Origin of the sequence: Azospirillum isscasi (assembly GCF_030849505.1) — a bacterium.
GTDB lineage: Bacteria > Pseudomonadota > Alphaproteobacteria > Azospirillales > Azospirillaceae > Azospirillum > Azospirillum isscasi.
Genome location: NZ_JAUJFI010000087.1, coordinates 1 through 24,118 on the forward strand (window position 1 = coordinate 1; position 24,118 = coordinate 24,118).

Sequence of the window (24,118 nt, forward strand, 5' to 3'; positions counted from 1 at the left end):
CGGTGCCGGTGCTTGGGCCGTGGCCGGGCCCGTGGGGCTGGGCGAGGCGCCGCCGGGAGCGGGCGCGTTGGGAACGGCGGTGATGAGCGGCGCGGGCGGTGCGGGCGGAGCCTCCCCACCCTGGTCCAGCATCACGACGACCGCGCCGATGCCGATGGCGGCGGCGAGCGCCGCGGCGATCTTGCCGACCGGCAGGTGCCGCTCCGTCTTCCGTCCGGTGTCCAGGGCCAGCGGATCGTCGGCGCCGTCCTCCACCGGATCGGCCTTCAGATCGTCGTTGAGGGCGCGCAGAAGGCGGGCGATGTCGTCCCCGGCCTCGCCGGCGGGAGCGTCCGCCTTCGGGTCCGCCTTACGGCCCGCCGCCTGACCGGCGGCCTTCATCTCATCCTTGAACGTCACGGCGGCGTGCGCACCCAGTTGAAGATCGCAAGGAGTCGGCAGTCACGGGAATGCGGTCCCGAAGGGCCGCGCCGCGATCCAAAGACCTTCTACTGTATTTCGACGTTCGTTCAAACGCCGATGCGACGAATTGGCGTGAGAAAGTTGGGCCGGGACCCCGCTCAAGACGCCTTTCCCCGGCTCAAGTCCGCCGGCCGGTAGGGGTGTTCGGCCATCCAGTGGCGCGCGATGTCCAGCCGGGTGGCGACCCACGCCTTGTCGTGGCCCCGCACATAGTCGAGGAAGCGGGCCAGGGCCGCGGCGCGTCCCGGGCGCCCGACCAGACGGCAATGCAGCCCGACCGACATCATCTTCGGCCGGTCCGCGCCTTCGGCATACAGCACGTCGAAACTGTCCTTCAGATAGGTGAAGAACTGTTCCCCGGTGTTGAAGCCCTGGTTGGTCGCGAAGCGCATGTCGTTGGCGTCCAGCGTGTAGGGTACGATCAACTGGGGCCGCCCGAACCGGTCGTCCCAATAGGGCAGGTCGTCGGCGTAGCTGTCGGCGTTGTAGAGGAAACCGCCCTCCTCCGACACCAGCTTCCAGGTGTTGGGGCTGCACCGCCCGAGATACCAGCCGAGCGGGCGCGCGCCGGTGACGCGGGTGTGGATGTCGATGGCGCGCAGCATGTGCTCGCGCTCCACCTCCTCCGGCAGATGCTGGTAGTCGATCCAGCGGTAGCCATGGGTGGCGATCTCCCACCCGGCGTCGAGCATGGCCCGCACGGCGTCCGGGTTGCGCTCCAACGCCATGGCGACGCCGTAGACGGTCACCGGCAGGCCGCGCTCCGTGAACATGCGGTGCAGCCGCCAGAAGCCGGCGCGGGCGCCGTATTCGTAGATCGACTCCATGTTCATGTGCCGCATGCCCGGAATGGGCTGGGCGCCGACGATCTCCGACAGGAAGGCTTCCGACGCGGCGTCGCCGTGCAGGACGCAGTTCTCCCCGCCCTCCTCATAGTTGATGACGAACTGCACCGCCACCCGCGCTCCGCCCGGCCAGTTGGCGTGCGGCGGACGGGAACCATAGCCGATCAGGTCGCGCGGGTAGCTCTGGGGCATGGCGGGAAGGCTCCGTCGGGGAAGGGGAGGGGGGTCAGGAGGCGGAGGTCTTTTCGGCCTGCTCCTCCGGCACCTGATGGCGCAGGATCAGCGGGGCCTGGAAGGCGCTGAACAGCAGGGTCAGCGGCATGATGCCGAACACCTTGAAATTCACCCAGGCGTCGGTGGTCATGGTGCGCCACACCACCTCGTTCAGCGCGGCCAGCAGCAGGAAGAACCACGCCCAGCGGATCGCCAGCGTGCGCCAGCCGGCGTCGGACAGGTTCAGGACCGAGCCCAGGACGTGCTTCAGCACGTTGCGCCGCGTCAGATGCGCCGCGAACAGGACCGAGGCGAACAGCAGGTTGACCAGCGTCGGCTTGATCTTGATGAACAGGTCGTCCTGAAGCCACAGGGTCAGCCCGCCGAACAGCAGGACGAAGCCGGCGCCGACCACCGGCATCACCGGCACCTTGCGCTCGAACCGCCAGGAGATGAGGACGGAGATGCTGGTCGCCACCATGAAGACGGCGGTGCCGATCATGATGCCGGCCTGGGAATTGGCGATGAAGAAGGCCGCCAGCGGGCCGGCTTCGATCAACAGTCGGGCGTACTGGTTCATGGTTCTCACATAGACCGAACCGGCGTCCGGATAAAGAGGGAAGCGGGCCGGTCAGAACTGGTAGGAGACGCGGATGGAGCCGTAGTTGGTCATCGACTTCTGCCCCTCGAACTCCGGCGTCAAAAAATTCTGGGCGTAGGAGAGGCCGAACGGGCCGTAGCGCAGCGCCAGGCCGAGCTGGAAGGCGGCGACGAGGTTGTGCTTGTCCACCGACCGGCTGTCGCGGAAGCTGTTGCCGTCCAGGAAGATGTTGCGGGCGATGGCGCGCCCCTCCGCCCCGGCGTAGACGTACCAGGAGAAGGGCGGGCGCGGCGCGCCCGCGGCGACGTCGTCCTGATAGGGGATGCTGGCGGTGGGGCGCAGGATCAGCGCGCCGACCGGCGGCGCCATGTTGCCGCCCAGCCGCAGCGTGACCCCCGCCCCGGCGAAGGTCAGGACGTTGCCGGCGCTGCCGGCGATGTGGGGGCTGATGTCGGCCTCGAAGGGGCCGATGCGGGCGGCGCGCTCCGCGCGCCAGACATGTTCGTAGCTGAGGATGATCCCCGGCTCGTTCTTGAGCTGGTAGTCCCACCCCTCCGGCCAGCGGGCGCCGGGTACGACGCGGTGCACCGCCTTCTGGGTCTGCTCCGCCAGCGAGGCCGGACCGACCATGCCGAGGTCGAGGTCGATGCGGTCCACCTGCCGGGTCTCTTCCGAGATGACCGACAGGCGCCCGTACAGCCAGCCGGCGTAGGGACGGTCCGTCGCGTCGGGGATCGGCTTGGTGATGTCGCTGGGGGTGTACATGTTCTGGCCGAAGGCGATGCCGTAGCGCCGCACCCCGTGCGCCCCGATCCACGGGACAAGGTTGGCCAGCCAGTCGATGTTGCCGTAGGTCGGACGGTCGCCGGAGACGTAGTAGAACTGGAAACCGTTCGTGTAATAACGGTCCGTCCCGCCGCCGAACAGGTCGTTGTCGATCCAGAAACCGATGGACGGCCCGGATCGGCGGGCATTGTCCGTTTGCGGAGCGCCGTCCTGAGCCAGCACGGGGCCTGCCGCCACCCCGACGGCCAGGGCGGTGACGACGCTCCAACCTGCACGCACGGCCATAGTCTCCCAATCCCTTCCGTTGCCGGGCACCCTAAGATAGTGCATGGACGCCCTTCGGCGCCTGCACTTTCGGATGAGGGGCGGGTGGGGTTACTGGAAGGCGGCCTCGGCGAAGCTGCGCAGCTTGCGGGAATGCAGGGTTTCCATGCCGTGCTCGCGCAGCAGTTCCATGGCCAGCACGCCGATCTTCAGATGCTGGTCCACCCGCTCGCGGTAGAAGCGGTCGGCCATGCCCGGCAGCTTCAACTGCCCGTGCATCGGCTTGTCGGAGACGCAGAGCAGCGTTCCGTAGGGCACGCGGAAGCGGAAGCCGTTGGCGGCGATGGTCGCGCTTTCCATGTCCAGCGCGATGGCGCGGCTCTGGCTGAAGCGCATCAGCGGCTCGCGGTGGTCGCGCAGTTCCCAGTTGCGGTTGTCGATGGTCGCCACCGTGCCGGTGCGCATGATGCTCTTCAGCGCGTAGCCGGACAGGCCGGTCACCCGCTCCACCGCGGTCTCCAGGGCGCGCTGCACCTCGGCCAGCGCCGGGACGGGCACCCAGGTCGGCAGGTCGGCGTCCAGCACATGGTCGTCGCGGACATAGCCGTGGGCCAGCACATAGTCGCCCAGCCGCTGGGTGCTGCGCAGCCCGGCGCAGTGGCCCAGCATGATCCAGGCGTGCGGGCGCAGCACGGCGATGTGGTCGGTGATGGTCTTGGCGTTGGACGGGCCGACGCCGATGTTGACCAGCGTGATGCCGTTCCCGTCCGGGCGGGTCAGGTGGTAGGCGGGCATCTGCGGCAGGCGGAGCAACCGCGCGCCGTTCGTCGGCGCCTCGCCCGGGGTGCCGCCCAGGTTGGCGTTGTGGACGACCAGCCCGCCCGGCTCGACGAAGCGGTCGTACTGGCTGCGGTAGGCCGCCAGATCCGGGTCGGCGGCCGGCTCCATGATCTCGCGGGCCATGCGGACGAACTCGTCCACATAGAACTGGTAGTTGGTGAACAGGACGAAGTTCTGGAAATCCTCCGGCGCCGTCGCCGTGTAGTGACGCAGCCGGTGCAGCGAGAAATCCACCCGCGGCGCCGTGAACAGCGCCAGCGGCTTCACCGCGTTCAGCGCCTCCTCGTAGGTGCCGTTGACGATGGTGTCGTCCATGCGGGCGAGGTCGGGCAGGTCGAATAGGTCGGGCAGTCCGGCCAGCCGCTCCGGCGTCAGGTCGCCCTCCACATGCATGCCCTGGGGGAAGGCGAAATGGATGGGAATGGCCTCCTCGCTGACGCCGACCTCCAGCGGGACGTGGTGGTTGCGCAGCAGAAGCGAGAACTGTTCGCGGTAATAGCGGTCGAACAGGTCGGGGCGGGTCAGCGTCGTGGAATAGGTGCCCGGCCCCTCGACGAAGCCGTAGGCCAGCCGCGTGTCCACCGTGGCCGCCGAGGCGGTGGCCAGCCGGACATAGGGGTAGTGCGCCTGCTCCCGCCCTCCGCCGTCCCCGCCGCGGGTGAAGGCGGCGAAGCGGTCCCGCAGATGCGCGGTGTTGCGGTCGTAGAGGTCCTTGACGAGGGCCAGGGCGGCGTCCGCGTCGGTGAACTGCTCGACAGGACCGGGAGGAACGGGGGCGGGGGAGCGTTGGGCAGGCGTCATGAGTCTTCAGATAGGGCTTGGGCACAGGTGCCGGAAGCCCTTTTCTCGGTCCGCCCCCGGTGGGGTGCCGTTACGGTGACGGCAACCCCATCAGCGACTTGGCGAACTGGTCGGCGTCGAAGGGGCGCAGGTCGTAGACGCCCTCGCCGATGCCGATGGCGTGCACCGGCAGCTTGAACCGCTCGGCCAGCGACACGAGCACGCCGCCGCGGGCCGACCCGTCCAGCTTGGTCAGGATCAGGCCGGAGACGTTCACCATGTCGCGGAACACCTCGACCTGGTTGTGCGCGTTCTGGCCGGTGGTGGCGTCCAGCGTCAGCAGGGTGGTATGGGGGGCCGTCTCGTCCACCTTCTTGATGACGCGGACGATCTTGCGCAGCTCCTCCATCAGGCCGGCCTTGTTCTGCAGGCGGCCCGCGGTGTCGATCAGCAGGATGTCCACGCCCTGGCGCCGCGCCTCCTCCAGCGCGTCGAAGGCGAGGCCGGCGGCGTCGGCCCCGGTGTCGCGGGCGATCACCGGGCAGCCGGTGCGCTCGCCCCAGATCTTCAGCTGGCTGACCGCGGCGGCGCGGAAGGTGTCGCCGGCGGCCAGCATGACCGTCTTGCCCTCGGCGCGGAACTGGCGGGCCAGCTTGCCGATGGTCGTGGTCTTGCCGGTGCCGTTGACGCCGACCACCAGGATGACGTGCGGCTTCAGCGCGGCGTCGATCTCCAGCGGTTTGGCGACCGGACCGACGATCTTCGCCACCTCGGCGGCGAGCGTGGCCTTGACCTCCTCCGGGCTGACCTCCTTGCCGAAGCGGGTGCGGGCCAGCTCCGCCGTCACCTTGGCCGCCGTGGTCGGGCCGAGGTCGGCGGTGATCAGCAGCTCCTCCAGCTCTTCCAGCGCCTCTTCGTCCAGCTTGCGCTTGGTGAAGATGCCGGAGATGCCCTCCGTCAGCTTGGACGAGGACTTGGACAGCCCTTCCTTCAGCCGCGCGAACCAGCCCTTCTTCGGCTTCTCCTCGTCTGCCGGAAGGGCGGCGGGGAGTTCGTCACGGACGATTTCCGGCGCGTCCTCCCGCTCCTCCGGTTCGGACGGCGGAGCGACGGGGGGCGGTGGCGGAGTCTCGACCGCGGGCGGGGGCGGCAGTTCGGGCTCGGGACGCGATTCCGGCTCCGGCACCGGTTCGGGCGCCAGGGGCTGCTCCTCGGCAACCGGCTCCGGGAGCGGGGCGGACGGCTCGTCCTTGCGGGTTTCCTCTTCGGGCTTCTTGCGGCCGAACCAACGCAGGATCATGGCGTGTCCACTGTTCTCAAAGGGGGGTGCCGGTCAGCGTGCCATCGGCCACGCCGGTGACCGTGGCGCGCAGGACGGAGCCGGGGGGGTGGGGGGTGCCCAGGCGGATGGCGGCGAAATGCTCGGTGCGGCCCAGATCGTCCTTCTCGACCAGCACCGAAACCTCGCGCCCGACCAGGGTGGCGAGGGTGCGGGCCTCCGCCTCGGCGCCCAGCGCGCGCAGCCGGGCCGCGCGCTCCTTGCGGACGCCGCCGTCCACCTGCGGCATGCGGGCGGCGGGGGTGCCGGGGCGCGGGCTGTAGGGGAAAACATGCAGCCAGGTCAGGCCGCACTCCTCGACCAGCCGCAGCGTGTTCTCGAACATCTCGTCGGTCTCGGTGGGGAAGCCGGCGATGAAGTCGGCGCCGAACGCCATGTCGGGGCGCAGGGAGCGCACGCGCTCGCAGAAGGCGATGGCGTCGGCGCGGCTGTGCCGGCGCTTCATGCGCTTCAGGATCATGTCGTCGCCGGCCTGGAGCGACAGGTGGAGGTGCGGCATCAGCCGCGGCTCGGTCTCGATCAGGCGCCACAGGTCGTCGTCGATCTCGATGCAGTCGAGCGAGGAGAGCCGCAGCCGCGGCAGTTCCGGCACCAGGGCCAGCAGGCGGCGCACCATCTGGCCCAGCGTCGGCGTGCCCGGCAGGTCGGGGCCGAAGCTGGTGATGTCCACGCCGGACAGCACGACCTCGTTGTAGCCGGCCTTCACCAGCGCCTGCACCTGCTCCACCACCGCCCCGATGGGGACGGAGCGCGAGGGGCCGCGGCCATAGGGGATGATGCAGAAGGTGCAGCGGTGGTCGCAGCCCTGCTGGACCTGGACGAAGGCGCGCGCCCGGTCCTCGAAACCGCCGATCAGATGGCCGGCGGTTTCCTTGACCGACATGATGTCGTTGACCAGCACCTTTTCCGCCGGGGGCAGGCCCCAGCTTTCCGGCTGGAGCTTTTCCTGGTTGCCCAGAACCTGATCGACCTCCGGCATGGCGCCGTAGCGTTGGGGATCGATCTGGGCGGCGCAGCCGGTCACCACGATGCGGGCGTTCGGACGCTCGCGGCGCAGCTTGCGGATGGTCTGGCGGGCCTGCCGTTCCGCTTCCGAGGTCACCGCGCAGGTGTTGACGATGACGACGTCCTCCAGCCCCGCGTTGCGGGCGTGGGTGCGCATCACCTCGGATTCGTAGGTGTTGAGGCGGCAGCCGAAGGTGACGATCTCCGGCTCGTTGGTCACAGTATCGCTCATGCTCTTTTCAGCCTAACGGGCTGCCATCCGTTCAGGGGGCAACCAACTCCGGAGACAGCCGCCCGGAGAAGCTGAGGGCGACCGGGCCGGTCATGAGGACGCGGCCATCCTCACGCCATTCGATGGTCAGGGTGCCGCCGTCCAGGATCACGTCGACCTTGCGGTCCGTCAGCCCGCGGCGGATCGCGGCGACCGCGGTGGCGCAGGCGCCGGTTCCGCAGGCCTGGGTGATGCCGGCCCCGCGCTCCCACACCCGCATGCGGACGCTGCTGCGGGACAGGACCTGCACGAACTCCACGTTGGTGCGCTCGGGGAAGGCCGGGTGACGCTCGAACACCGGGCCGACCTCGGCCAACGGCACCGCCTCGGCGTCGTCCACGAAGAAGACGGCGTGCGGGTTGCCCATGTTGACCGCGACCGGACCGGCGAAGCCGCCGTGCGACACCGCGTCCAGCCGCAGCGTGTCCGCCGGGCCGGCCAGCGGGATCTGCGCCCAGTCCAGCCGGGCCGGACCCATGTCCACGGTGATGCGCCCGTTGTCGGCGCGGCTGGCCTGCAGGATGCCGGCGTTGGTCTCGAAGGCGGCGCGGTCCGCCCCCGTCTCCTCCATCAGCAGCCAGCCGACGCAGCGCGAGGCGTTGCCGCAGGCCGAGACCTCGCCGCCATCGGCGTTGCGGATGCGCATGAAGCCCGCCGTGCCCGCCGTTTTCGCCGGCTCGATCACGATGAACTGGTCGCAGCCCACCCCGGTCTTGCGGTCGGCGATGGCACGCACCTCGGCCTCGGCCGGAGTGTACGGCGTGTTGCGGGCGTCGATCACGACGAAGTCGTTGCCGAGCCCGTGCATCTTCAGGAATTCGCGGGTCATGACCGCCGTTATATGGCGACCGGGCCCACGGAGTCCATGGCCGCACGGGTTGGCCGCGGCAAAGAGTTCACGGCTTCACTGGGTCTCCGCCCAACCGGTGTCCGCTCCACCGGTATCCGCCATGTCCCCCTCGGGCAAGGCGGCGCCCGATGCGGGGGGGATGCCCTCCAGCATGTCGAGCAGCCGGGCGAGCGCATCCTCCGACTCGGCCCGGGGCGGTGTTCCACCGGTGCGCTCCCACGCCTCGTAATCCCAGCCGGCGGCGCCCATCGCCATGTCGGGCAGGGTGAAACGCCCATCAGCGGCGTCGGCGGGCGGCCTGTCCATGCGGGACAACCAGACCAGCAGGGCCAGCGACACGGTGACGCCGGCCACCCAAGCCCACAGAACATCGCTGTTGTTCATGGCGACCTCCCGGCTTTTTGCCAAGGCAGGGCGTGACGGGGCCGTTCCCGGAGGATGCGCCCCATTCCATGGACTTCGGGTGTCCGCGGCGGCGCACAATGGGACTTCCGGTCATATGCGGAAGGAGGGATGGGCGGTCAGGCGCCCCCTTGGTCAGGCGCCCCTTCAGGCGCCTTTGAAGACCAGATGCTTGGAGGCGGCGAAGTTCAGGGCCATGCCGGACAGCGAACCGGCGGCGACGGCCAGCACCGGATGGGCCTCGGCCAGCGGCAGGGCGGCCTCCAGCCCGACCGACACGCCGTAATTCACGGCGCCGCCGAAGGCGTTGGCGGCCAGGAAGGTCGCCCACTGGCGGTACAGCGGCGCGTCGGCGGCGCCGCGGAAGGTGAAGGCGCGGTTCAGCGCGAAGGTCGTGGTGGCGGCGGCCAGATAGGCCGGGACGCGGGCGGCGAAGAACTCCAGCCCGGCGCCGAACACCAGCGCATAGACGACCGCCGTGTCCACCACCAGCCCGACCACGCCGACGAGGCCGAACTTGCCGAACTGCACGGCCAGCCGCCCGAGCCGGCTGCCGGACAGCGCATCGGAAAGACCGCCCACGGTCAGGACCCGGCGGTCTTGCGGACCGGGTGGACGCCCGGCGCGGGGATGGACAGGTAGCGCATCCGCTTCGCCTCGCGCCGGCCCAGCGTGACCGTGTCGAGGATCAGGCCGCAGGTCAGGCTGAGGAAGCCCAGCAGCATAAGCCCGGTGGACAGCACGGCGGTGGGCAGGCGCGGCACCAGACCGGTGTGCAGGTAGGTCGCCACCACCGGCCAGGCGAGGATCACCGACGCCGCGGCCAGCGCCGCGAAGATGGCGAAGAAGAAGGGCAGGGGACGCTCCTCCTTCACCAGATTGACGATGGTGCGCAGGATGCGGACGCCGTCGCGGATGGTGTTCAGCTTGCTGTGCGACCCCGGCGGGCGGTCCTTGTAGGGGGCCTTGATCTCGGCGATGGGCATGTTCAGCTCCAGCGCGTGGACGGTCAGCTCCGTCTCCGTCTCGAAGCCGCTGGCCAGCGCCGGGAAGGACTTGATGAAGCGCCGCGAGAAGACGCGGTAGCCGGACAGCATGTCCTGGATGCGGTTGCCGAAGATCAGCGCGACCATGCCGGTCAGCAGCTTGTTGCCGAAACGGTGGCCGGGCCGGTAGGCCTTGACGATCTCGGTGACGCGGGCGCCGTTGACCATGTCGAGCTGGTCGTCCCACAACCGCTTCACCATCAGCGGGGCGGAGGGCGCGTGGTAGGTGTCGTCGCCGTCCACCAGCACATACACGTCCGCCTCGATGTCGGAGAACATGCGGCGCATGACGTTGCCCTTGCCCTGCAACGGCTCGTGCCGGACCACCGCGCCGGCGGCCTTCGCCACCTCCACCGTGCGGTCGGACGAGTTGTTGTCGTAGACGTAGACGGTGGCGTCGGGCAGGGCCGCCCGGAAGTCGCGCACCACCGAGGCGATCGCCGCCTCCTCGTTGTAGCAGGGGATCAGGACCGCCACGACGGGCGCCCTGTCCGGGTCCGTGTCCGGCGCTGCGGATGCGGCGGGGCTGGGGCGGTCGGCCTGTCGGTCGGCCTGTCGGTCGATGGTGGAGACGGTCATGACGGTGCGCTTCGAAACGGTGCCGGTGTGGGGTTAAACAGCACAATCGCCTGATTTAATCCACTGACCTTTCAAGGTCCGCCATTCGACGCACCGCGCAGAGGTTCAGCGGCTCGCCCAGGTTGTTGGGGACGGTCCGGCAGTTGTCCTGCTCGACCCGCAGCCCCAGCAGGGCGGCGGCCTTCGCCGCGCCGGGCGTGTCGGGGATGGTGCTGAGCATCAGGAAGCGCCCGCGGTGCGCTCCCACCTTGTCCTGCATCAAGGCGAGGTAGCCGTTGCCGACCGAATCCGGTTGAAGGAAGTTGGACTGGATGCGCACGAAATGGATGCGCGGCGGGAAGGCGGGGATGACGTGGGAGATCGCCCAGTATCCGCCCATCAGCACCATGGTGTCGTCCGGGTCCTCGATGGGTGGCACGGCGGCCTCCACCCAGCGCTCGCTCCACGGCACGCGGCCCCAGTCGGCGGGCCGGGCGGTCGCCTGGACCAGCACCAGCAGCGCTGCCGCCAGGACGAGCGCCGCCCGGCGCGGCACCGGCAGCAGCCCCGCCGCCATGACGACGGCGAGCGGGGCCAGCATCTCCAGCGGCACCACATAGCGGTAGATGCAGAACATCGCCGCCCACAGCGCATAGACCACCGCCATGGCGGTCAGCAGGTAGCGGGTGGCCGCCCGTTCGGCCAGCGCCGCCGAAGGCCGGCGGAAGGCCCGCCCGAGCAGCGCCAGCGCGGCGGCGACCGGCACCAGAAGGAACAGCACCAGGACGCGCAGGTCGAAGAAGGGCACCTCCCCGACCTTCAGCGGGGCGAAGGGGAAGACCAGCGGAAAGAGCAGCCGCTCCAGCCGCGAGTCCGGGAAGAAGCTGACGTTGACGTAGCCGGAGAGGGCCGCGAAGGGCGACTTGAAAACGTGGTTCATGTGCGGGAAGACGGGATTCCCGTACTCCACCCACAAATGGGCCATCCAGAAGCCGCCGCACAGCGCCAGCCCGCCCAGCACCCCGATGCCGAAGAAGAAGGACAGCCACAGCCGCCGCCAGGGCCGCGCCGGCAGAACCAGGAAGGCGAGGCAGAGCCCGACCGCGTAGATCACCGTGGGATTCTTCATCCCCATCGCCGCCCCGGCCATCAGCCCCGCCGCGGCGACCCGCGCGAAGGCGCCGGGCGCCGGCCCGTCGATCAGGCGCGGCAGCGACCCCGCCACCACGACGAGCGCGCCGAGCACGCCCAGGCTGACCATGTTGTCGTGGAAGGTGGTGCCGAGCAGCCCCAGCGTGCCGCCGCCGAAACCGGCCATGACCGCCAGCAGGGCGGCCAGCGCCACCCGCCCCCAGGCCGTGCCGGTGCGCAGCGTGGCGTGGGCCAGCAGGAACATCAGCGCCAGATTGAGTCCGTGCAGCGTCCCCCAGACGAAGCCCGCCGCGCGGGCCGGCAGATGGGCGGCGAGCAGGTAGAAGGGCACGTCCAGCAGGGGGTTGTAGAAGCTGGGCATCTGCGCCGGCAGCATGTCCATCCCCAGCCGCCCGGTCAGCAGGGCGTAGGCGTTGTACCAGTGGTAGTTCCGCAAGTCCCAGTTGGCGTCCATGCCCAAAGCCAGCCCGAGCAGGCCGTAGAGCGGGGGCGCCAGCAGCAGGAAGGCGAGCGCCGCGGTGCGCGGGCGGCGGGCGGTGGGGAGAAGCGTCATGGAGGTGGCAGAACCCAGGGAAGCGTCGGCCCCTTGGTAGGCGAGGGGATGTCCCGCATCAAGGACCGGATGCCGGGACGGTGGCGGCGGAGAGAAATTGAAAGCAATTTCGTTTCGTCCGGCTGTGTTCCAGGATGCGGAATCGCCCCTTGCGGGCGGGGATTGCGGAAAGCTTCCTCTGGCAATGGCGGGACGGGTCTGCTATTCACCGGAACTCCGCATGCACACGCTTGCGCCTCTTTGCGCGACAGGATTCTGGCGATGGAAAAGTTTACGGTTCTCACCGGTGTTGCGGCGCCGCTGCCGATGATCAACGTCGACACCGACATGATCATTCCCAAGCAATTCCTGAAGACCATCAAGCGGACCGGGCTGGGCAAGCATCTTTTCGACGAGATGCGCTACACCCCGGAAGGCGCCGAGGTCGCGGAATTCGTCCTCAACAAGCCGGCCTACCGCAGCGCCAAGATCCTGGTGTCGGGTGAGAATTTCGGCTGCGGCTCGTCGCGCGAGCACGCGCCGTGGGCGCTGGCCGACTTCGGCATCCGCTGCATCATCGCGCCGAGCTTCGCGGACATCTTCTTCAACAACTGCTTCAAGAACGGCATCCTGCCGATCAAGCTGCCGAAGGAGCAGGTGGACCTGCTGCTCGACGACGCCTCGCGCGGGTCGAACGCCATCGTTTCGGTGGACCTGGAACGCCAGGAGATCACCGGTCCGGACGGCGGCAAGATCGGCTTCGAGGTCGATCCCTTCCGCAAGCATTGCCTGCTGAACGGTCTGGACGACATCGGCCTGACCATGCAGCAGGCCGCCTTCATCGACCAGTATGAAGGCAAGCAGCGCGGCGGCCAGCCCTGGCTGTGGGGCTGATCCGGGCCAACCGCCCGGAGCCGACCGATACGGGCCATGACGGCCTTGCGGACCGGCCGCGCCGGAACCACCTTCCGGCCTGTCGGTCCGCGGATTAGACAACACTGATAAAGTCTCCAGATGGGGAGTGCGTGCGCCATGCCCGCCAACAAGAAGCTTCTGTTTTTGCCCGGCGACGGGATCGGTCCGGAGGTCATGCGCCAGGTGCGCCGGGTCATCGACTGGCTCGACCGCAAGCGCAACGTCACCTTCGACGTCACCGAAGGGCTGGTCGGCGGTGCGGCGATCGACGCCTACGGCGTTCCCCTGAAGGACGAGACGCTGGCCGACGCGCTGGCTGCGGACGCGGTGATGCTGGGTGCCGTCGGCGGCCCGAAGTGGGACAACCCGACCGACTACACCAAGCGTCCGGAAGCCGGCCTGCTGTCGCTGCGCAAGGAGCTGGGGCTGTTCGCCAACCTGCGCCCGGCGGTGGTCTTCGACGCGCTGGTCGACGCCTCGACCCTGAAGCCCGAGGTCATCAAGGGCCTGGACATCCTGATCGTCCGCGAGCTGACCGGCGGCGTCTATTTCGGTGAGCCGCGCGGCATCACCGACATCGGCAACGGCGAGCGCCGCGGCGTCAACACCCAGGTCTACACGACCAGCGAGATCCGCCGCGTCGCCCGCGTCGCCTTCGAGCTGGCCCGCAAGCGCGGCAACAAGCTCCACTCGATGGAGAAGGCCAACGTGATGGAATCGGGCCTCCTGTGGCGCCAGGAAGTCACGAAGCTCCATCAGGAGGAGTTCTCCGACGTCACGCTGGAGCACATGTACGCCGACAACGGCGCCATGCAGCTCCTGAAGAACCCGAAGCAGTTCGACGTGATCGTCACCGACAACCTGTTCGGCGACATCCTGTCGGACGAGGCGGCGATGATGACCGGCTCGCTCGGCATGCTGCCGTCGGCCTCGCTCGGCGCGCCGGACGCCAACGGCAACCGCAAGGCGCTGTACGAGCCGGTGCACGGCTCCGCCCCGGACATTGCGGGCCGGGACCTCGCCAACCCCTGCGCCACGCTGCTGTCCTTCGCGATGTGCCTGCGCTACTCGTTCAACATGGACGAGGAGGCGAAGATGCTGGAGAAGGCCGTGCAGAACGTGCTGTCGGGCGGCATGCGCACCGCGGACATCATGGCGCCGGGCATGGCCCGCTGCTCCACGACCGTGATGGGCGACTCGATCCTGCGCGAGCTGGACAAGCTGGCCTCCTGACCGGCGGCCCGCCCGGCCTGACGGCACCGGCGAAAAAGAAAGCCCCTCTCCTGTCCGGGAGAGGGGCTTTTTTCGTCGGTGCGCTCAGTCGCCTTCGCCCGGGCGTATGGCGGCCCCGCGCCCGCCATGGCTCGCCTGCCCGCCCTTCCGCCCGGCTTCGGCGGCCAGGGATGGGTTGCGCGAGAAGCTGCGGGAGGATGCCGGCACGCTGCGGCCTCCCTTCCGCCCCGCTTCCGCGGCGAGTTCGGGGTTCTTGGAAAAGCTGCGCTTGTCCGCCGGCACGCTTTCTCCGCCCTTGCTGGCGATCTGGCGCTGCCGGTCACGGTCCATCGACGCGAAGCCGCGGTTCGATGTGCGACCGCTCCCGGTTTGGCCTTCGGTCTGGCCGTTGTCTTTCGAGGCCATCTTCAACCTCCACCTCTGCCACATGTCGGAAACCGATGGGGTGCGACTTGGTTCCGCAACCCTATTCCGCACAGGGCGTGGGTCCGGTTTCGTCGGCACCCGTAAGTGGCAGAGGGTCGGTTGTGGGCCTCAGCCCGCCGCCTCCAGCGCCCGGATCGCCTCCGCCATCGCGACGAGGCGCCGGGCGTTCTCGACGTGCAGATTCTCCACCAGCCGCCCGTCCACCAGCACCACCCCCTTGCCCTGGGCGACAGCCTCGGCGTGGGCCTGGATGATGCGGTGGGCCTGGGCGATCTCGGCCTCGCCGGGGGCGAAGGCCGTGTTGCAGGCGGCGATGGTCTTCGGGTGGATCAGCGTCTTGCCGTCGAAGCCAAGCTCGCGGCCCTGCCGGCAGGACTCGGCGAAGCCCGCGTCGTCGTTCAGGTCGAGATGCACCCCGTCGAGGATGGCGAGGCCGTAGGCCCGCGCCGCCAGCAGGCAGAGCCCCAGGCTGGTCAGCATCGGCAGCCGGTCGCGCGTGTGGGCCGCGTGCAGATCCTTGGCGAGGTCGGAGGTGCCCATGACCAGACCGCCCAGCTTCGGGCTGGCCCCCGCGATCTCCTTCGTGTTCAGCATGCCGAGCGGCGTTTCCATCATGCACCAGATGGTCTGCCCCTCCGGCGAGCCGTTGGCGCGCAGCACCGCCTCCGCCTGACGGACCATATCGGCGCTTTCCACCTTGGGCAGCAGCACGGCGTCGGCCCCGCTGGAGGCCGCCATCACGAGGTCGTCATAGCCCCAGGCGGTGTTCAGCCCGTTGGTGCGGACCACCAGCTCGCGCCCGCCGTAGCCGCCCGCGGCGATGGATGCCCGGATGGTGGCGCGGGCCTCCGCCTTGGCGTCGGGGGCGACGGCGTCCTCCAGGTCAAGGATCAGCCCGTCGGCGGGCAGCGAGCGCCCCTTCTCCAGCGCGCGGGCGTTCGAGCCGGGCATGTAGAGCACGCTGCGGCGCGGGCGGGCGGTGGCGGCCATGGCATTTCCCCCAGGGTTTCGGCGCGGTTGTCCGCGCGGTTGTCCGGTGTGTTCGCCGCAGGATTAACCGCCGGGGAACGCGCTGTCCATGCGGCGCGTGGTGCGTGGGCCGGCGAAACTCTGGTCTGCATGGAAACATCCCCAGCGTGTGGCGCGGACGGTTTAGGATGCGCCCCCAACCTTTCGGATCGTCCGCCCATGAAGACCGTCATTTCGATCCAGTCCCACGTCGCTTACGGCTATGTCGGCAACCGGGCCGCGGTGTTCCCGCTGCAACGGCTGGGCTGCGACGCCATCGCGGTGAACACGGTGCAATTCTCCAACCACACCGGCTACGGCGAATGGACCGGGCAGGTCTTCACGGCGGAGCATGTGGCCGACCTGATGGACGGCGTGGCGGCGCGCGGCGTCCTGCCGGGCTGCGACGCGCTGCTGTCCGGCTACATGGGCGACGTCGGGCTGGGTCAGGTGATCGTGGAGACGGCGGGCCGGCTGAAGGCCGCCAACCCGCGGGCCGTCTACGCCTGCGACCCGGTGATGGGCGACGTCGGGCGCGGCTTCTTCGTGCGTCCGGGCCTGCCGGAGTTCATCCGCGACCACGCCGTTCCCGCCGCCGACCTGATGACCCCCAACCAGTTCGAGCTGGAATATCTGACGGGCCGGACGGTGGAGACGCTGGACGACGCGCTGGCCGCCAGCGCGGCGCTGCGGGCGCGCGGGCCGCGGCTGGTTCTGGTGACCAGCCTGACCCGCAAGGACGCCGACCCCGGCCACATCGAGATGCTGGCCGACGACCGGGACGGCGCCTGGCTGGTTTCCACCCCGCGTTTGCCGCTGGACCCGCCGCCCAACGGGTCGGGCGACGCGGTGGCGGCGCTGTTCCTGGCCCATTACCTGAAGGCTTTCGATCCGGCCCAGGCGCTGGAGCAGGCCGCGGCGGCCATCTACGCCATCTTCCAGACCACCCGCCGGATGGGCACGCGGGAGCTGCAACTGATCGCCGCGCAGGACGAGTTCGTGAACCCGAGCCAGCGCTTCGCGGTCACCCGCGTCCGGTAAGCCACCCACGACAAGCGCCCCGGACGGCGCGAACAGAGGAAAGACATGCGGATTTGCGTTTACGCCGGGTCCAACCCCGGCACCAACCCGGCCTATGGCGAGGCCGCAGAAGAGCTTGGCCGCCTCATGGCGGAGCGTGGCATCGGCCTCGTCTATGGCGGCGGGCGGACCGGCCTGATGGGGCGGATCGCCGATTCGGTCCTGGCGGCGGGCGGCACGGTGACCGGCATCATCCCGCAATTCCTGATGGACAAGGAGGTCGGCCACCAGGGGCTTCAGGACCTGCGCATCGTCTCCACCATGCACGAGCGCAAGGCCCTGATGGCGGAACTGTCGGACGGCTTCATCGCGCTGCCCGGCGGCATCGGCACGCTGGAGGAGCTGTTCGAGGTGTGGACCTGGGCGCAGCTCGGCCGCCACGACAAGCCCTGCGGCCTGCTCAACGCCGCCGGCTTCTACGACGGGCTGGCGGGGTTCCTCGACCATGTGGCGGGAGAGCGCTTCATGCAGCCCAAGCACCGCGCCATGCTGATCGTGCGGGACGGCGCGGCGGGCATCCTGGACGCCTTCGCGGCCTACCAGCCGCCGGCGGTGGAGAAGTGGCTGGACAAGGCGCGCACCTGACCCGGCGCTGGACCCGGCGCTGGACCCGGACGGGCCTTACGGCTCGAAAAGCTTTTTCATCAGGGCGTTCCAGTCGCGCTTGAACTGGGTGCCGAAGTCCACCTCGGCGACCGCGTTGCCCCGGCCCGCGGGCCGGACGATGGCCGCCGCCCGGGTGTCGGGCTGGGTCTTCGCCTTGCGCTGAACGGTGACGGCCCGCTTCTTCGGGGGCGGGTCGGGCTTGCGGGCGGGCAGGGGCGCGGCGGTGACCGTGACGACCGGCGCCGCCCCGGTCCGGGAGTTCCGGGAAAAGGCGTCGTTGCACAGGCCCCCCTCGCGCGCCTGGGCCAACGCCTCGCCGTCGAGCAGCCAGCAATCGACGCTGCCCGCCGCGGCTGCGGGGGCGGGCTGGATCGGTGCCGTCAGAAGAAGCGCCAGCGTCAGTGCACCGCACTGGAACCGCCAAGCCATGCTCCGCCGTCTCCCTCGCCGTTGGACCGACGTTCAGCAATACAACGCCGGGCGCCTGCATATCTTCGGCGCGAAACGGGAGTATGGCGGCATCGCCGTGGTAACACGGGTGGCGCCAGGGGTGGCTGGTGCGGGCCGGTCCGTCAGGTCAGATGCTGCTGGCGCAGGTAGTCCTCGGACTGCATCTCCATCAGGCGGCTGACCGTGCGTTCGAATTCGAAGGCGTGGGTGCCCTCGGGGTACAGCCGCTCCGGCGGGCCTTCGGCGGCGACCACGAGGTTGACCTTGTGCTCGTACAGGGCGTCGATCAGGGTCATGAAGCGCTTGGCTTCGTTGCGCAGCTCGTCCTTCATCGTCGGCACGCTGTGGATCAGCACGGTGTGGAAATGCGTCGCGATGGCGATGTAGTCGGCGGCCCCCAGCGGCTTGCCGCACAGGCTCCAGAAATCGGCCATGGCCACGCATCTGGCGGCGCAGGCGATCTCCACCCGCCGGCCCTGGACCAGCAGATGGGTCGGCTCGCCCCCGGCGCCGTCGGTCAGCGCCTCGAAGGTTTGGCGAATCCTGGAATCGGTGTCCGGGCCGAGCGGCCAGAAATAGACGGGCTTGCCCTGAAGCCGGTCCAGCCGGTAGTCGGTCGGCCCTTCCAGAGCCAGCACGTCCAGCTTCTCCTTCAGCAGGGCGATGAAGGGCAGGAACAGCTCCCGCTGGAGCCCGTCCTTGTAAAGCATGTCCGGCGGCCAGTTGGAGGTCGCCACCACCACCACGCCCAGGTCGAACAGGCTGGTGAACAGCCGGCCCAGGATCATCGCGTCCACGACGTTGGTGACGTGGAACTCGTCGAAGCAGAGCAGCCACGCCTCGTCGGCCAGGGCGCGGGCCAGCTCGGGCAGGGAATCGTCGGCGTCCTTGGCCTTCCCCTTGCCGGACTGGCGGTGCTGGTGGATGCGCTCGTGCACCTCCAGCATGAATTCGTGGAAATGGACGCGGCGCTTCTTCTCCACCGGGGCGGTGTCGAAGAACAGGTCCATCAGCATCGACTTGCCGCGCCCGACGCCGCCGTACATGTAGAGGCCCTGCGGCGCCTCCACCGGCTCCGGACGCGGGCGGCCCAGCCCGAAACGCTCCAGCCAGCCGGCCTTCGCCCCGCCGGCCTTCCCGGCGGCGGGCTGGGGGCTGTAGCCCTTCAGCGCCTTGTGAAGGCTCTGGAGCTTCTCGGCGGCCAGTTCCTGGTCGGGGTCGGGGCGCAGCGTGCCGGTGCCGCGGCGGGCCCGGTAGAGCGAAAGCGGTCCGTCAGACATGGATTTCGCGGGTCTCGGCTGGGAAAGGTCTTACGTAGCCGATGCTGCACCGCAGGGCAACGCCCGATGCCGGGATGCTGGTCCGATCCCGCCGGCGGGGTTTCACCACGGAGACACGGAGACACGGGGGGATGGCGGGCGCCGGCCTTTGCGACGGCGCGCAGAAAGGCGGAGGCCGGAGCGTTCCCGGTGGGATCTCTCTGTGTCTCCGAGTCTCTGTGGTGACCCGCCCGCCGCCACGATGAGGCGCTCAGGAACCTCAGCCGATCACCACGCGGTTGCGGCCCTGGCGCTTGGCCTCGTAGAGCGCGGCATCGGCCCGGCGGACGGTGTGCTCGTAGTCCGGATGGCCGTCGTGCAGGGCCGCCCCGATCGAGGCGGTGACCCGCAACCCGTCCCCGGCGCCGTGGAACGGATGCTCCTCCACCATCCGCCGCAGCCGTTCGGACTTCATGCGCAGCGACGCCTCGTCCATCTCGGTCAGCAGGAGCAGGAACTCCTCCCCGCCGTAGCGGAAGACGAAATCGCCGGCCCGGACGTGGGCGTGCAGCAGTTCGGCCATGTCGGTCAGGACCGAATCGCCCGCCTGGTGGCCCAGCGTGTCGTTGATCGTCTTGAAATGGTCGGCGTCCATCAGAAGCACGGCGAAGGGCTTTCCATGGCGCAGGCTGATGCTCACCTCGCGCTGGAAGATGGCCGGCATGAAGCGCCGGGTCAGAAGACGGGTCAGCGGGTCGCGCCCGCCTTCGATCTCCATCGCCTTCCCGATGACGGTGCCGAGGAGATAGGCGATTTCCGTGACGTCGTTGTTCAGTTCCTTCACGAAGGCAGGGGTGATCCAGCCGCCTTCCACCGCCGCGGATACCTTGGCGCCGATGCGGTCGGTGCGCTCGCGGATGCGGTCCAGCTCCGTCACGCGGCCGAAGGTCAGCTCCGCCTTGTGGTTCAGCCACAGGCCGAAATCGGAGGATTCGATGCCGGGCGGGTTCGCGCGGTTGCTGTCGTCGTGCGCGTAGAAGGAAACCACCGTGTTGCGCAGCCAGTCGAACAGCGACGATTTCAGCCGCTCGCCCTCCAGCGCCAGGTTGGGGCCGCTCATGAACATCTTCAGGGATTGCTGGTGACGGACATTGCCCAGCAGGTCGCCCAGATAGGCTTCGTGCATGTTGTCCAGAACGGTGTCCAGCAATTCGCCGACGAACAGGATGGCGGCGGCGGTCTGCGCGCGGCTGAGGTTGGCGGCCAGCAGGCGGGCCGACAGCTCCTTCTTGATGATGCGCATCCCGGCGTTGACCAGCGTCAGCGGGATGTTGATGCGGGCGTGGATCAGCCCGACCTGATAGTTCTGTTCGAGCACCGCCGCGATGGCCTCGTCGGTGGAGGCCGTGAAGAGGGCGCCGATCCAGCGCGCCAGCGACGGGCGCAGCCGTTCCTGGACCAGCGTGTGGTTGAGGAAGGTGTTGCTGTCCGGGCGGTCCAGCAGGACCGCGTAGAAGATGTCCGAGATCGCGTCGGCGTCGGCGAGCGCGATGGCCGTCACGCGCTCGCGCACGGCGGGTTCGGTGTCCGTCCACAGCGACGACAGCGTGGCGGCGAGGATCGCGGCCTTGCGGTCTTTCTGGCTGTCCATCGTCCCTGTTCCTTTGCCGTCCCTGTTCCTCAGCGCGCCTTCCCCGGCCCTTGCGGATTTGTAGCGCCCGCGGACCGTCACGCATAGCGACAATCGAGCGTCTGACCGGGCAGGTTCATTGATGCACTAAGGTTAAACTTCCGTTATGGTTTTCGCGCAAGATTGGAGGTGGCCGGCACCCGGCGCCGCCACACGTGGGTTTGCCTTGCGGGCGGTACCGCGCCGGCGCGCCCGATCGGTCAGCGTGCGGAGATTTGTTCACAGCCATGGCCAGCCGCAATCCGGTTCGCGACGCGAACCCGCCGCCCGCCGGAAGGGGGGAACGGCTGTTCGAGATTTTGGGGTCGGTGCGCTTCCTGATGAGGGCGTCCGGCGTGGCCTTCATCGTCGTGGTCAACGCGATGATCGGCTATGGCGTCTGGCAGCGCCACAGCGAGGCGGTCCAGGGGGCCGAGCGCTCCACCCGCAACCTCGCCCGCATCCTGGAGGAGCAGGCGGTCCGCACGGTGTTCAGCGTGGACCTGCTGCTGTCCGATCTGGTGACCGTCCTGGACACCCACCCGCAGGCCCGCACCGTGGCGGCGCCGTCCGTGAACGCCCTTCTGCGCAACCGGCGCGACGCCATCGGCCCGATTTCCGGCCTGATCGTGGTGGACGAAACCGGCCGCCCGCTGCACCATTCCGCCGACACCAGCCCGCCCCGCTTCGACCTGACCGACCGGCCCTATTTCGCGGCCCACCGTGACGGAAGGGGGGATGGAAGCGATGACGGAAGCGGGGCGGGCGGCGGCCTGCACGTCGGGGCGCCGATCGCCAGCATCGCCTTTCCCGGCACCTACGTCATTCCGATGAGCCGCCGCTGGTCCCATCCGGACGGCAGCTTCGCCGGGGTTGTGGTGGCCATGATCAACCCGCTGCGTCTGGGCGCCGGCTTCGAGGGGTTGCGGCTCGGGCTGGAGGGCACGGTCACCCTGGCGCTGGCCGACGGCACGGTGCTGATCCACCGCCCCTGGGACGAGGGCCGCAAGCGCCTCGCCAAGCTGGCCGACTGGCCGGAGGTCGACGCCGTGCTGCGCACGCAGGACGCGGCGACGCTGGACAGCGTGCTGCCGACCGACGGGCGCCCGAGCATCGCCAGCGTCCGCCGCGTCGCCGACTATCCCTTCATCGTCGCCGCCACCCTGCCGAAGGCCGAGGCGCTGGGCGAATGGAAACGCGACAGCGCGGTGTGGATCGCGATGGGCCTCGCCATGTCCGTCGTCATCGCCCTGCTGACCTGGTACGTGGAGCGGCAGCAGGCCCGGCGGGAGCAGGACCAGAGCCGGCTGGAGCGCGCTTCCCGCCGCATCCGCGGCATTCTGGACTCCATGGTGGACGCGGTGGTCACCATCGATTCCCACGGCACCATCGAGACCTTCAACCCTGCGGCGGAGCGCATGTTCGGCTACGCCGAGGCGGAAGTGGTGGGGCAGAGCGTCAACATCCTGCTGCCGGAAGCCTTCCGCGCCGGCCATGACCGGTCGATGGCCGAGTACCGCCCGAACGCCGGTTCGCGCATCATCGGCAACGACCGCGAGGTTCTGGCGCTGCGCCGCGACGGCGGCACCTTCCCGATGAATCTGGCGGTCAGCGAACTGCGGCTGGGCGGGCAGGGCGGGGCCGCGCGCCGCGTCTTCGTCGGCGTCATCCGCGACATCACCAAGCGCAAGCAGCAGGAGGCCGAACTGCTCGCCTCCAAGAGCCAGGCGGAGATGGCCAACCGCGCCAAGTCCGAATTCCTGGCCAACATGAGCCACGAGCTGCGCACGCCGCTGAACGCCATCATCGGCTTTTCGGAAATCCTGGACAGCGAGTTCTTCGGCAAGCTGAACGACCGCCAGAAGGCTTGCGCCAAGGACATCCACGACAGCGGCAAGCATCTGCTGGACATCGTGAACGCCGTGCTCGACATGTCGAAGATCGAGGCGGGCCGCTACGAGCTGTCCGAAGAGGTGATCGACCCCTGCGAGGCGGTGGCCCAGTGCCTGACCATGGTCCGCGACCGCGCCGCCGACAGCGGGGTGGACCTGCGCAACAACGTGTCCGGCGGCCTTCCCGCCATCTGGGTGGACCGCCGCGCCTTCAAGCAGGTGCTGCTGAACCTGCTGTCCAACGCGGTGAAGTTCACGCCGGAGGGCGGCAGCGTTACCCTGGCCGCCCGCGTCGAGGAGGACGGCGCCCTGGCCCTGTCGGTGACCGACACCGGGATCGGCATCCCGAAGGAGTTCATGGAGCACATGTTCAAGCCCTTCCGGCAGGCCGACAACTCCTCCAGCCGCCAGTTCGAGGGCACCGGGCTGGGGCTGTCCATCTCCAAGAACTTCATGGAGCTGCATGGCGGTTCGCTGACCTGCGCCAGCACCCCCGGGGCCGGAACCACCATGACGCTGCGCCTGCCCGCCGAGCGCGTGGTGAAGCCGGAGGACACCGCCACGAAGATCGCCGCCGCGCTGGTGTGATGGCCTTCCGACGGCCACGCTGCAAAGAAAAAGGCGCCTCGCGGCGCCTTTTTTAGTCCGGGAACGTCCGTCCCCGGCGATCGGGTGCGGGAGGGCGATGCCCCCCGCATTCCCTTTGTGCCGATCAGACGTCCAGCAGCAGGCGCCGCGGGTCTTCGATGTTCTCCTTGATGCGGACGAGGAAGGTCACCGCCTCCTTGCCGTCGATGATGCGGTGGTCGTAGGACAGGGCCAGATACATCATCGGGCGGATTTCGATCTTCCCGTTCACGACGACCGGACGGTCCTGGGTCTTGTGCATGCCCAGGATGGCCGACTGCGGCGGGTTGATGATCGGGGTGGACATCAGCGAGCCGTAGACGCCGCCGTTGGAGATGGTGAAGGTACCGCCGGTCAGCTCGTCCATCGACAGCTTGCCGTCGCGGCCCTTCTTGCCCAGCTCGCCGATCTTGCCCTCGATCTGGGCGAAGCCGAGCTTGTCGGCGTCGCGGACGATCGGAACCACCAGACCCTGCGGCGTGCCGACGGCGACGCCGATGTCATAGTAGTTCTTGTAGACAAGATCGGTGCCGTCGATCTCGGCGTTGACCGCCGGGATCTCCTTCAGCGCCTGGATGGCGGCCTTCACGAAGAAGGACATGAAGCCGAGACGCACCTTGTGGCGCTTCTCGAAGAAGTCCTTGTACTCGTTGCGCAGCGCCATGACGTTGGTCATGTCCACCTCGTTGAAGGTGGTCAGCATGGCGGCGCTGTTCTGGGCCTCCTTCAGGCGCTCGGCGATGCGCTGGCGCAGGCGGGTCATGCGGACCCGCTCCTCCTGCGCGGCGCGCGGACGGTCGCCCGCGGTGCCGGCGGTCCACTGGTACTTCTGCGGCGCGGCGGCCGGAGCGGCAACCGGGGCCGGCTTGGCGGCGTGGTCGATCACGTCGCCCTTGGTGATGCGCCCGTCCTTGCCCGTGCCGGCGATCTGCGAGGCGTCGATGCCCTTCTCGGCGACCAGCTTGCGGGCCGGGCGGAGTCGAGCTGCGCCTGCACCCGCGGGCCGG

General features: G+C 69.2%; 22 protein-coding genes and 1 pseudogene. 5 read left to right on the forward strand and 18 right to left on the reverse strand.

The window, feature by feature from the left end; genetic code table 11:
• From QSG27_RS17185 to QSG27_RS17240, 12 genes and pseudogenes are all read right to left on the reverse strand, one after another.
• Positions 1-399: pseudogene (locus QSG27_RS17185) on the reverse strand (hypothetical protein); the annotation flags it as partial.
• A gap of 161 nt (positions 400-560) precedes the next feature.
• A complete protein-coding gene (gene puuE, locus QSG27_RS17190; RefSeq protein ID WP_306708214.1) occupies positions 561-1,499 on the reverse strand; it encodes an allantoinase PuuE in 939 nt (312 codons plus the stop codon).
• Positions 1,500-1,533: 34 nt separating this feature from the next.
• Complete coding sequence (locus QSG27_RS17195) at positions 1,534-2,100, reverse strand: septation protein A (RefSeq protein WP_306708216.1); 567 nt, start codon at positions 2,098-2,100, stop codon at positions 1,534-1,536.
• Positions 2,101-2,151: 51 nt separating this feature from the next.
• A complete protein-coding gene (locus tag QSG27_RS17200) occupies positions 2,152-3,192 on the reverse strand; it encodes a lipid A deacylase LpxR family protein (RefSeq protein WP_306708217.1) in 1,041 nt (346 codons plus the stop codon).
• A 90-nt stretch (positions 3,193-3,282) separates the two neighbouring features.
• A complete protein-coding gene (locus QSG27_RS17205; RefSeq protein ID WP_306708219.1) occupies positions 3,283-4,812 on the reverse strand; it encodes an AMP nucleosidase in 1,530 nt (509 codons plus the stop codon).
• A 70-nt stretch (positions 4,813-4,882) separates the two neighbouring features.
• Entirely contained in the window at positions 4,883-6,091 is a 1,209-nt protein-coding gene (gene ftsY / locus QSG27_RS17210; protein WP_306708221.1) for a signal recognition particle-docking protein FtsY, read from the reverse strand.
• A gap of 16 nt (positions 6,092-6,107) precedes the next feature.
• Positions 6,108-7,367, reverse strand: coding sequence for a tRNA (N(6)-L-threonylcarbamoyladenosine(37)-C(2))-methylthiotransferase MtaB (gene mtaB, locus QSG27_RS17215; protein WP_306708223.1), 1,260 nt, complete (start codon positions 7,365-7,367; stop codon positions 6,108-6,110).
• Positions 7,368-7,398: 31 nt separating this feature from the next.
• A complete protein-coding gene (gene dapF / locus QSG27_RS17220; protein WP_306708225.1) occupies positions 7,399-8,235 on the reverse strand; it encodes a diaminopimelate epimerase in 837 nt (278 codons plus the stop codon).
• A 75-nt stretch (positions 8,236-8,310) separates the two neighbouring features.
• Positions 8,311-8,640, reverse strand: coding sequence for a hypothetical protein (locus QSG27_RS17225; protein WP_306708227.1), 330 nt, complete (start codon positions 8,638-8,640; stop codon positions 8,311-8,313).
• 165 nt (positions 8,641-8,805) lie between these two features.
• Positions 8,806-9,240, reverse strand: a complete 435-nt coding sequence (locus tag QSG27_RS17230; protein WP_306708229.1) for a GtrA family protein — start codon at positions 9,238-9,240, stop codon at positions 8,806-8,808.
• A 2-nt stretch (positions 9,241-9,242) separates the two neighbouring features.
• Positions 9,243-10,283, reverse strand: a complete 1,041-nt coding sequence (locus tag QSG27_RS17235) for a glycosyltransferase family 2 protein (RefSeq protein ID WP_306708231.1) — start codon at positions 10,281-10,283, stop codon at positions 9,243-9,245.
• Between the two features lie 55 nt (positions 10,284-10,338).
• Positions 10,339-11,967 (reverse strand): hypothetical protein, encoded by a 1,629-nt coding sequence (locus QSG27_RS17240; protein ID WP_306708234.1) that lies wholly within the window; start codon positions 11,965-11,967, stop codon positions 10,339-10,341.
• Between the two features lie 261 nt (positions 11,968-12,228).
• Between QSG27_RS17240 and leuD the strand changes: the two genes are divergently transcribed.
• Both leuD and leuB read left to right on the forward strand, forming a co-directional pair.
• The gene (gene leuD / locus QSG27_RS17245) at positions 12,229-12,840 is read left to right on the forward strand and encodes a 3-isopropylmalate dehydratase small subunit (RefSeq protein ID WP_306708235.1); all 612 of its coding nucleotides are present in this window, start codon (positions 12,229-12,231) and stop codon (positions 12,838-12,840) included.
• Positions 12,841-12,978: 138 nt separating this feature from the next.
• A complete protein-coding gene (gene leuB / locus QSG27_RS17250) occupies positions 12,979-14,094 on the forward strand; it encodes a 3-isopropylmalate dehydrogenase (protein ID WP_306708237.1) in 1,116 nt (371 codons plus the stop codon).
• Positions 14,095-14,178: 84 nt separating this feature from the next.
• Here the strand turns inward: leuB and QSG27_RS17255 are convergent, their stop codons facing one another.
• Both QSG27_RS17255 and QSG27_RS17260 read right to left on the reverse strand, forming a co-directional pair.
• Positions 14,179-14,499, reverse strand: a complete 321-nt coding sequence (locus QSG27_RS17255) for a con-10 family general stress protein (RefSeq protein WP_306708240.1) — start codon at positions 14,497-14,499, stop codon at positions 14,179-14,181.
• Between the two features lie 129 nt (positions 14,500-14,628).
• A complete protein-coding gene (locus QSG27_RS17260; RefSeq protein WP_306708242.1) occupies positions 14,629-15,510 on the reverse strand; it encodes an HpcH/HpaI aldolase/citrate lyase family protein in 882 nt (293 codons plus the stop codon).
• A gap of 198 nt (positions 15,511-15,708) precedes the next feature.
• On the opposite strand from QSG27_RS17260, the gene pdxY reads away from it, so the two are divergent.
• Both pdxY and QSG27_RS17270 read left to right on the forward strand, forming a co-directional pair.
• On the forward strand, positions 15,709-16,569 hold the full coding sequence (gene pdxY, locus QSG27_RS17265; RefSeq protein ID WP_306708244.1) for a pyridoxal kinase PdxY: 861 nt from the start codon (positions 15,709-15,711) through the stop codon (positions 16,567-16,569).
• Between the two features lie 45 nt (positions 16,570-16,614).
• Positions 16,615-17,193: an LOG family protein gene (locus QSG27_RS17270; RefSeq protein ID WP_306708246.1), complete on the forward strand. Its 579-nt coding sequence runs from the start codon at positions 16,615-16,617 to the stop codon at positions 17,191-17,193.
• A 36-nt stretch (positions 17,194-17,229) separates the two neighbouring features.
• Here QSG27_RS17270 and QSG27_RS17275 read toward each other — a convergent pair whose 3' ends face one another.
• The 3 genes from QSG27_RS17275 to QSG27_RS17285 all read right to left on the reverse strand — a co-directional run bounded on the left by QSG27_RS17275 (position 17,230) and on the right by QSG27_RS17285 (position 20,574).
• On the reverse strand, positions 17,230-17,643 hold the full coding sequence (locus QSG27_RS17275) for a hypothetical protein (RefSeq protein WP_306708247.1): 414 nt from the start codon (positions 17,641-17,643) through the stop codon (positions 17,230-17,232).
• Between the two features lie 143 nt (positions 17,644-17,786).
• Positions 17,787-18,944: a cell division protein ZapE gene (zapE, locus tag QSG27_RS17280; protein WP_306708249.1), complete on the reverse strand. Its 1,158-nt coding sequence runs from the start codon at positions 18,942-18,944 to the stop codon at positions 17,787-17,789.
• Positions 18,945-19,203: 259 nt separating this feature from the next.
• Entirely contained in the window at positions 19,204-20,574 is a 1,371-nt protein-coding gene (locus QSG27_RS17285; RefSeq protein ID WP_306708251.1) for a diguanylate cyclase, read from the reverse strand.
• Between the two features lie 266 nt (positions 20,575-20,840).
• Between QSG27_RS17285 and QSG27_RS17290 the strand changes: the two genes are divergently transcribed.
• The gene (locus QSG27_RS17290; protein WP_306708253.1) at positions 20,841-23,072 is read left to right on the forward strand and encodes an ATP-binding protein; all 2,232 of its coding nucleotides are present in this window, start codon (positions 20,841-20,843) and stop codon (positions 23,070-23,072) included.
• Between the two features lie 124 nt (positions 23,073-23,196).
• On the opposite strand, the gene odhB is transcribed toward QSG27_RS17290, so the two are convergent.
• Positions 23,197-24,118 (reverse strand): 2-oxoglutarate dehydrogenase complex dihydrolipoyllysine-residue succinyltransferase (odhB, locus tag QSG27_RS17295; RefSeq protein ID WP_306708255.1); only part of this gene is annotated, 922 nt, incomplete at its 5' end.

What these genes read in the sequence shown, in the direction of transcription:
- puuE (WP_306708214.1), bottom strand. Translation starts at nt 1,499, where the DNA reads ATGCCCCAGAGCTACCCGCGCGACCTGATCGGCTATGGTTCCCGTCCG.
- QSG27_RS17195 (WP_306708216.1), bottom strand. Translation starts at nt 2,100, where the DNA reads ATGAACCAGTACGCCCGACTGTTGATCGAAGCCGGCCCGCTGGCGGCC.
- QSG27_RS17200 (WP_306708217.1), bottom strand. Translation starts at nt 3,192, where the DNA reads ATGGCCGTGCGTGCAGGTTGGAGCGTCGTCACCGCCCTGGCCGTCGGG.
- QSG27_RS17205 (WP_306708219.1), bottom strand. Translation starts at nt 4,812, where the DNA reads ATGACGCCTGCCCAACGCTCCCCCGCCCCCGTTCCTCCCGGTCCTGTC.
- ftsY (WP_306708221.1), bottom strand. Translation starts at nt 6,091, where the DNA reads ATGATCCTGCGTTGGTTCGGCCGCAAGAAGCCCGAAGAGGAAACCCGC.
- mtaB (WP_306708223.1), bottom strand. Translation starts at nt 7,367, where the DNA reads ATGAGCGATACTGTGACCAACGAGCCGGAGATCGTCACCTTCGGCTGC.
- dapF (WP_306708225.1), bottom strand. Translation starts at nt 8,235, where the DNA reads ATGACCCGCGAATTCCTGAAGATGCACGGGCTCGGCAACGACTTCGTC.
- QSG27_RS17225 (WP_306708227.1), bottom strand. Translation starts at nt 8,640, where the DNA reads ATGAACAACAGCGATGTTCTGTGGGCTTGGGTGGCCGGCGTCACCGTG.
- QSG27_RS17235 (WP_306708231.1), bottom strand. Translation starts at nt 10,283, where the DNA reads ATGACCGTCTCCACCATCGACCGACAGGCCGACCGACAGGCCGACCGC.
- QSG27_RS17240 (WP_306708234.1), bottom strand. Translation starts at nt 11,967, where the DNA reads ATGACGCTTCTCCCCACCGCCCGCCGCCCGCGCACCGCGGCGCTCGCC.
- leuD (WP_306708235.1), top strand. Translation starts at nt 12,229, where the DNA reads ATGGAAAAGTTTACGGTTCTCACCGGTGTTGCGGCGCCGCTGCCGATG.
- leuB (WP_306708237.1), top strand. Translation starts at nt 12,979, where the DNA reads ATGCCCGCCAACAAGAAGCTTCTGTTTTTGCCCGGCGACGGGATCGGT.
- QSG27_RS17255 (WP_306708240.1), bottom strand. Translation starts at nt 14,499, where the DNA reads ATGGCCTCGAAAGACAACGGCCAGACCGAAGGCCAAACCGGGAGCGGT.
- QSG27_RS17260 (WP_306708242.1), bottom strand. Translation starts at nt 15,510, where the DNA reads ATGGCCGCCACCGCCCGCCCGCGCCGCAGCGTGCTCTACATGCCCGGC.
- pdxY (WP_306708244.1), top strand. Translation starts at nt 15,709, where the DNA reads ATGAAGACCGTCATTTCGATCCAGTCCCACGTCGCTTACGGCTATGTC.
- QSG27_RS17270 (WP_306708246.1), top strand. Translation starts at nt 16,615, where the DNA reads ATGCGGATTTGCGTTTACGCCGGGTCCAACCCCGGCACCAACCCGGCC.
- QSG27_RS17275 (WP_306708247.1), bottom strand. Translation starts at nt 17,643, where the DNA reads ATGGCTTGGCGGTTCCAGTGCGGTGCACTGACGCTGGCGCTTCTTCTG.
- zapE (WP_306708249.1), bottom strand. Translation starts at nt 18,944, where the DNA reads ATGTCTGACGGACCGCTTTCGCTCTACCGGGCCCGCCGCGGCACCGGC.
- QSG27_RS17285 (WP_306708251.1), bottom strand. Translation starts at nt 20,574, where the DNA reads ATGGACAGCCAGAAAGACCGCAAGGCCGCGATCCTCGCCGCCACGCTG.
- QSG27_RS17290 (WP_306708253.1), top strand. Translation starts at nt 20,841, where the DNA reads ATGGCCAGCCGCAATCCGGTTCGCGACGCGAACCCGCCGCCCGCCGGA.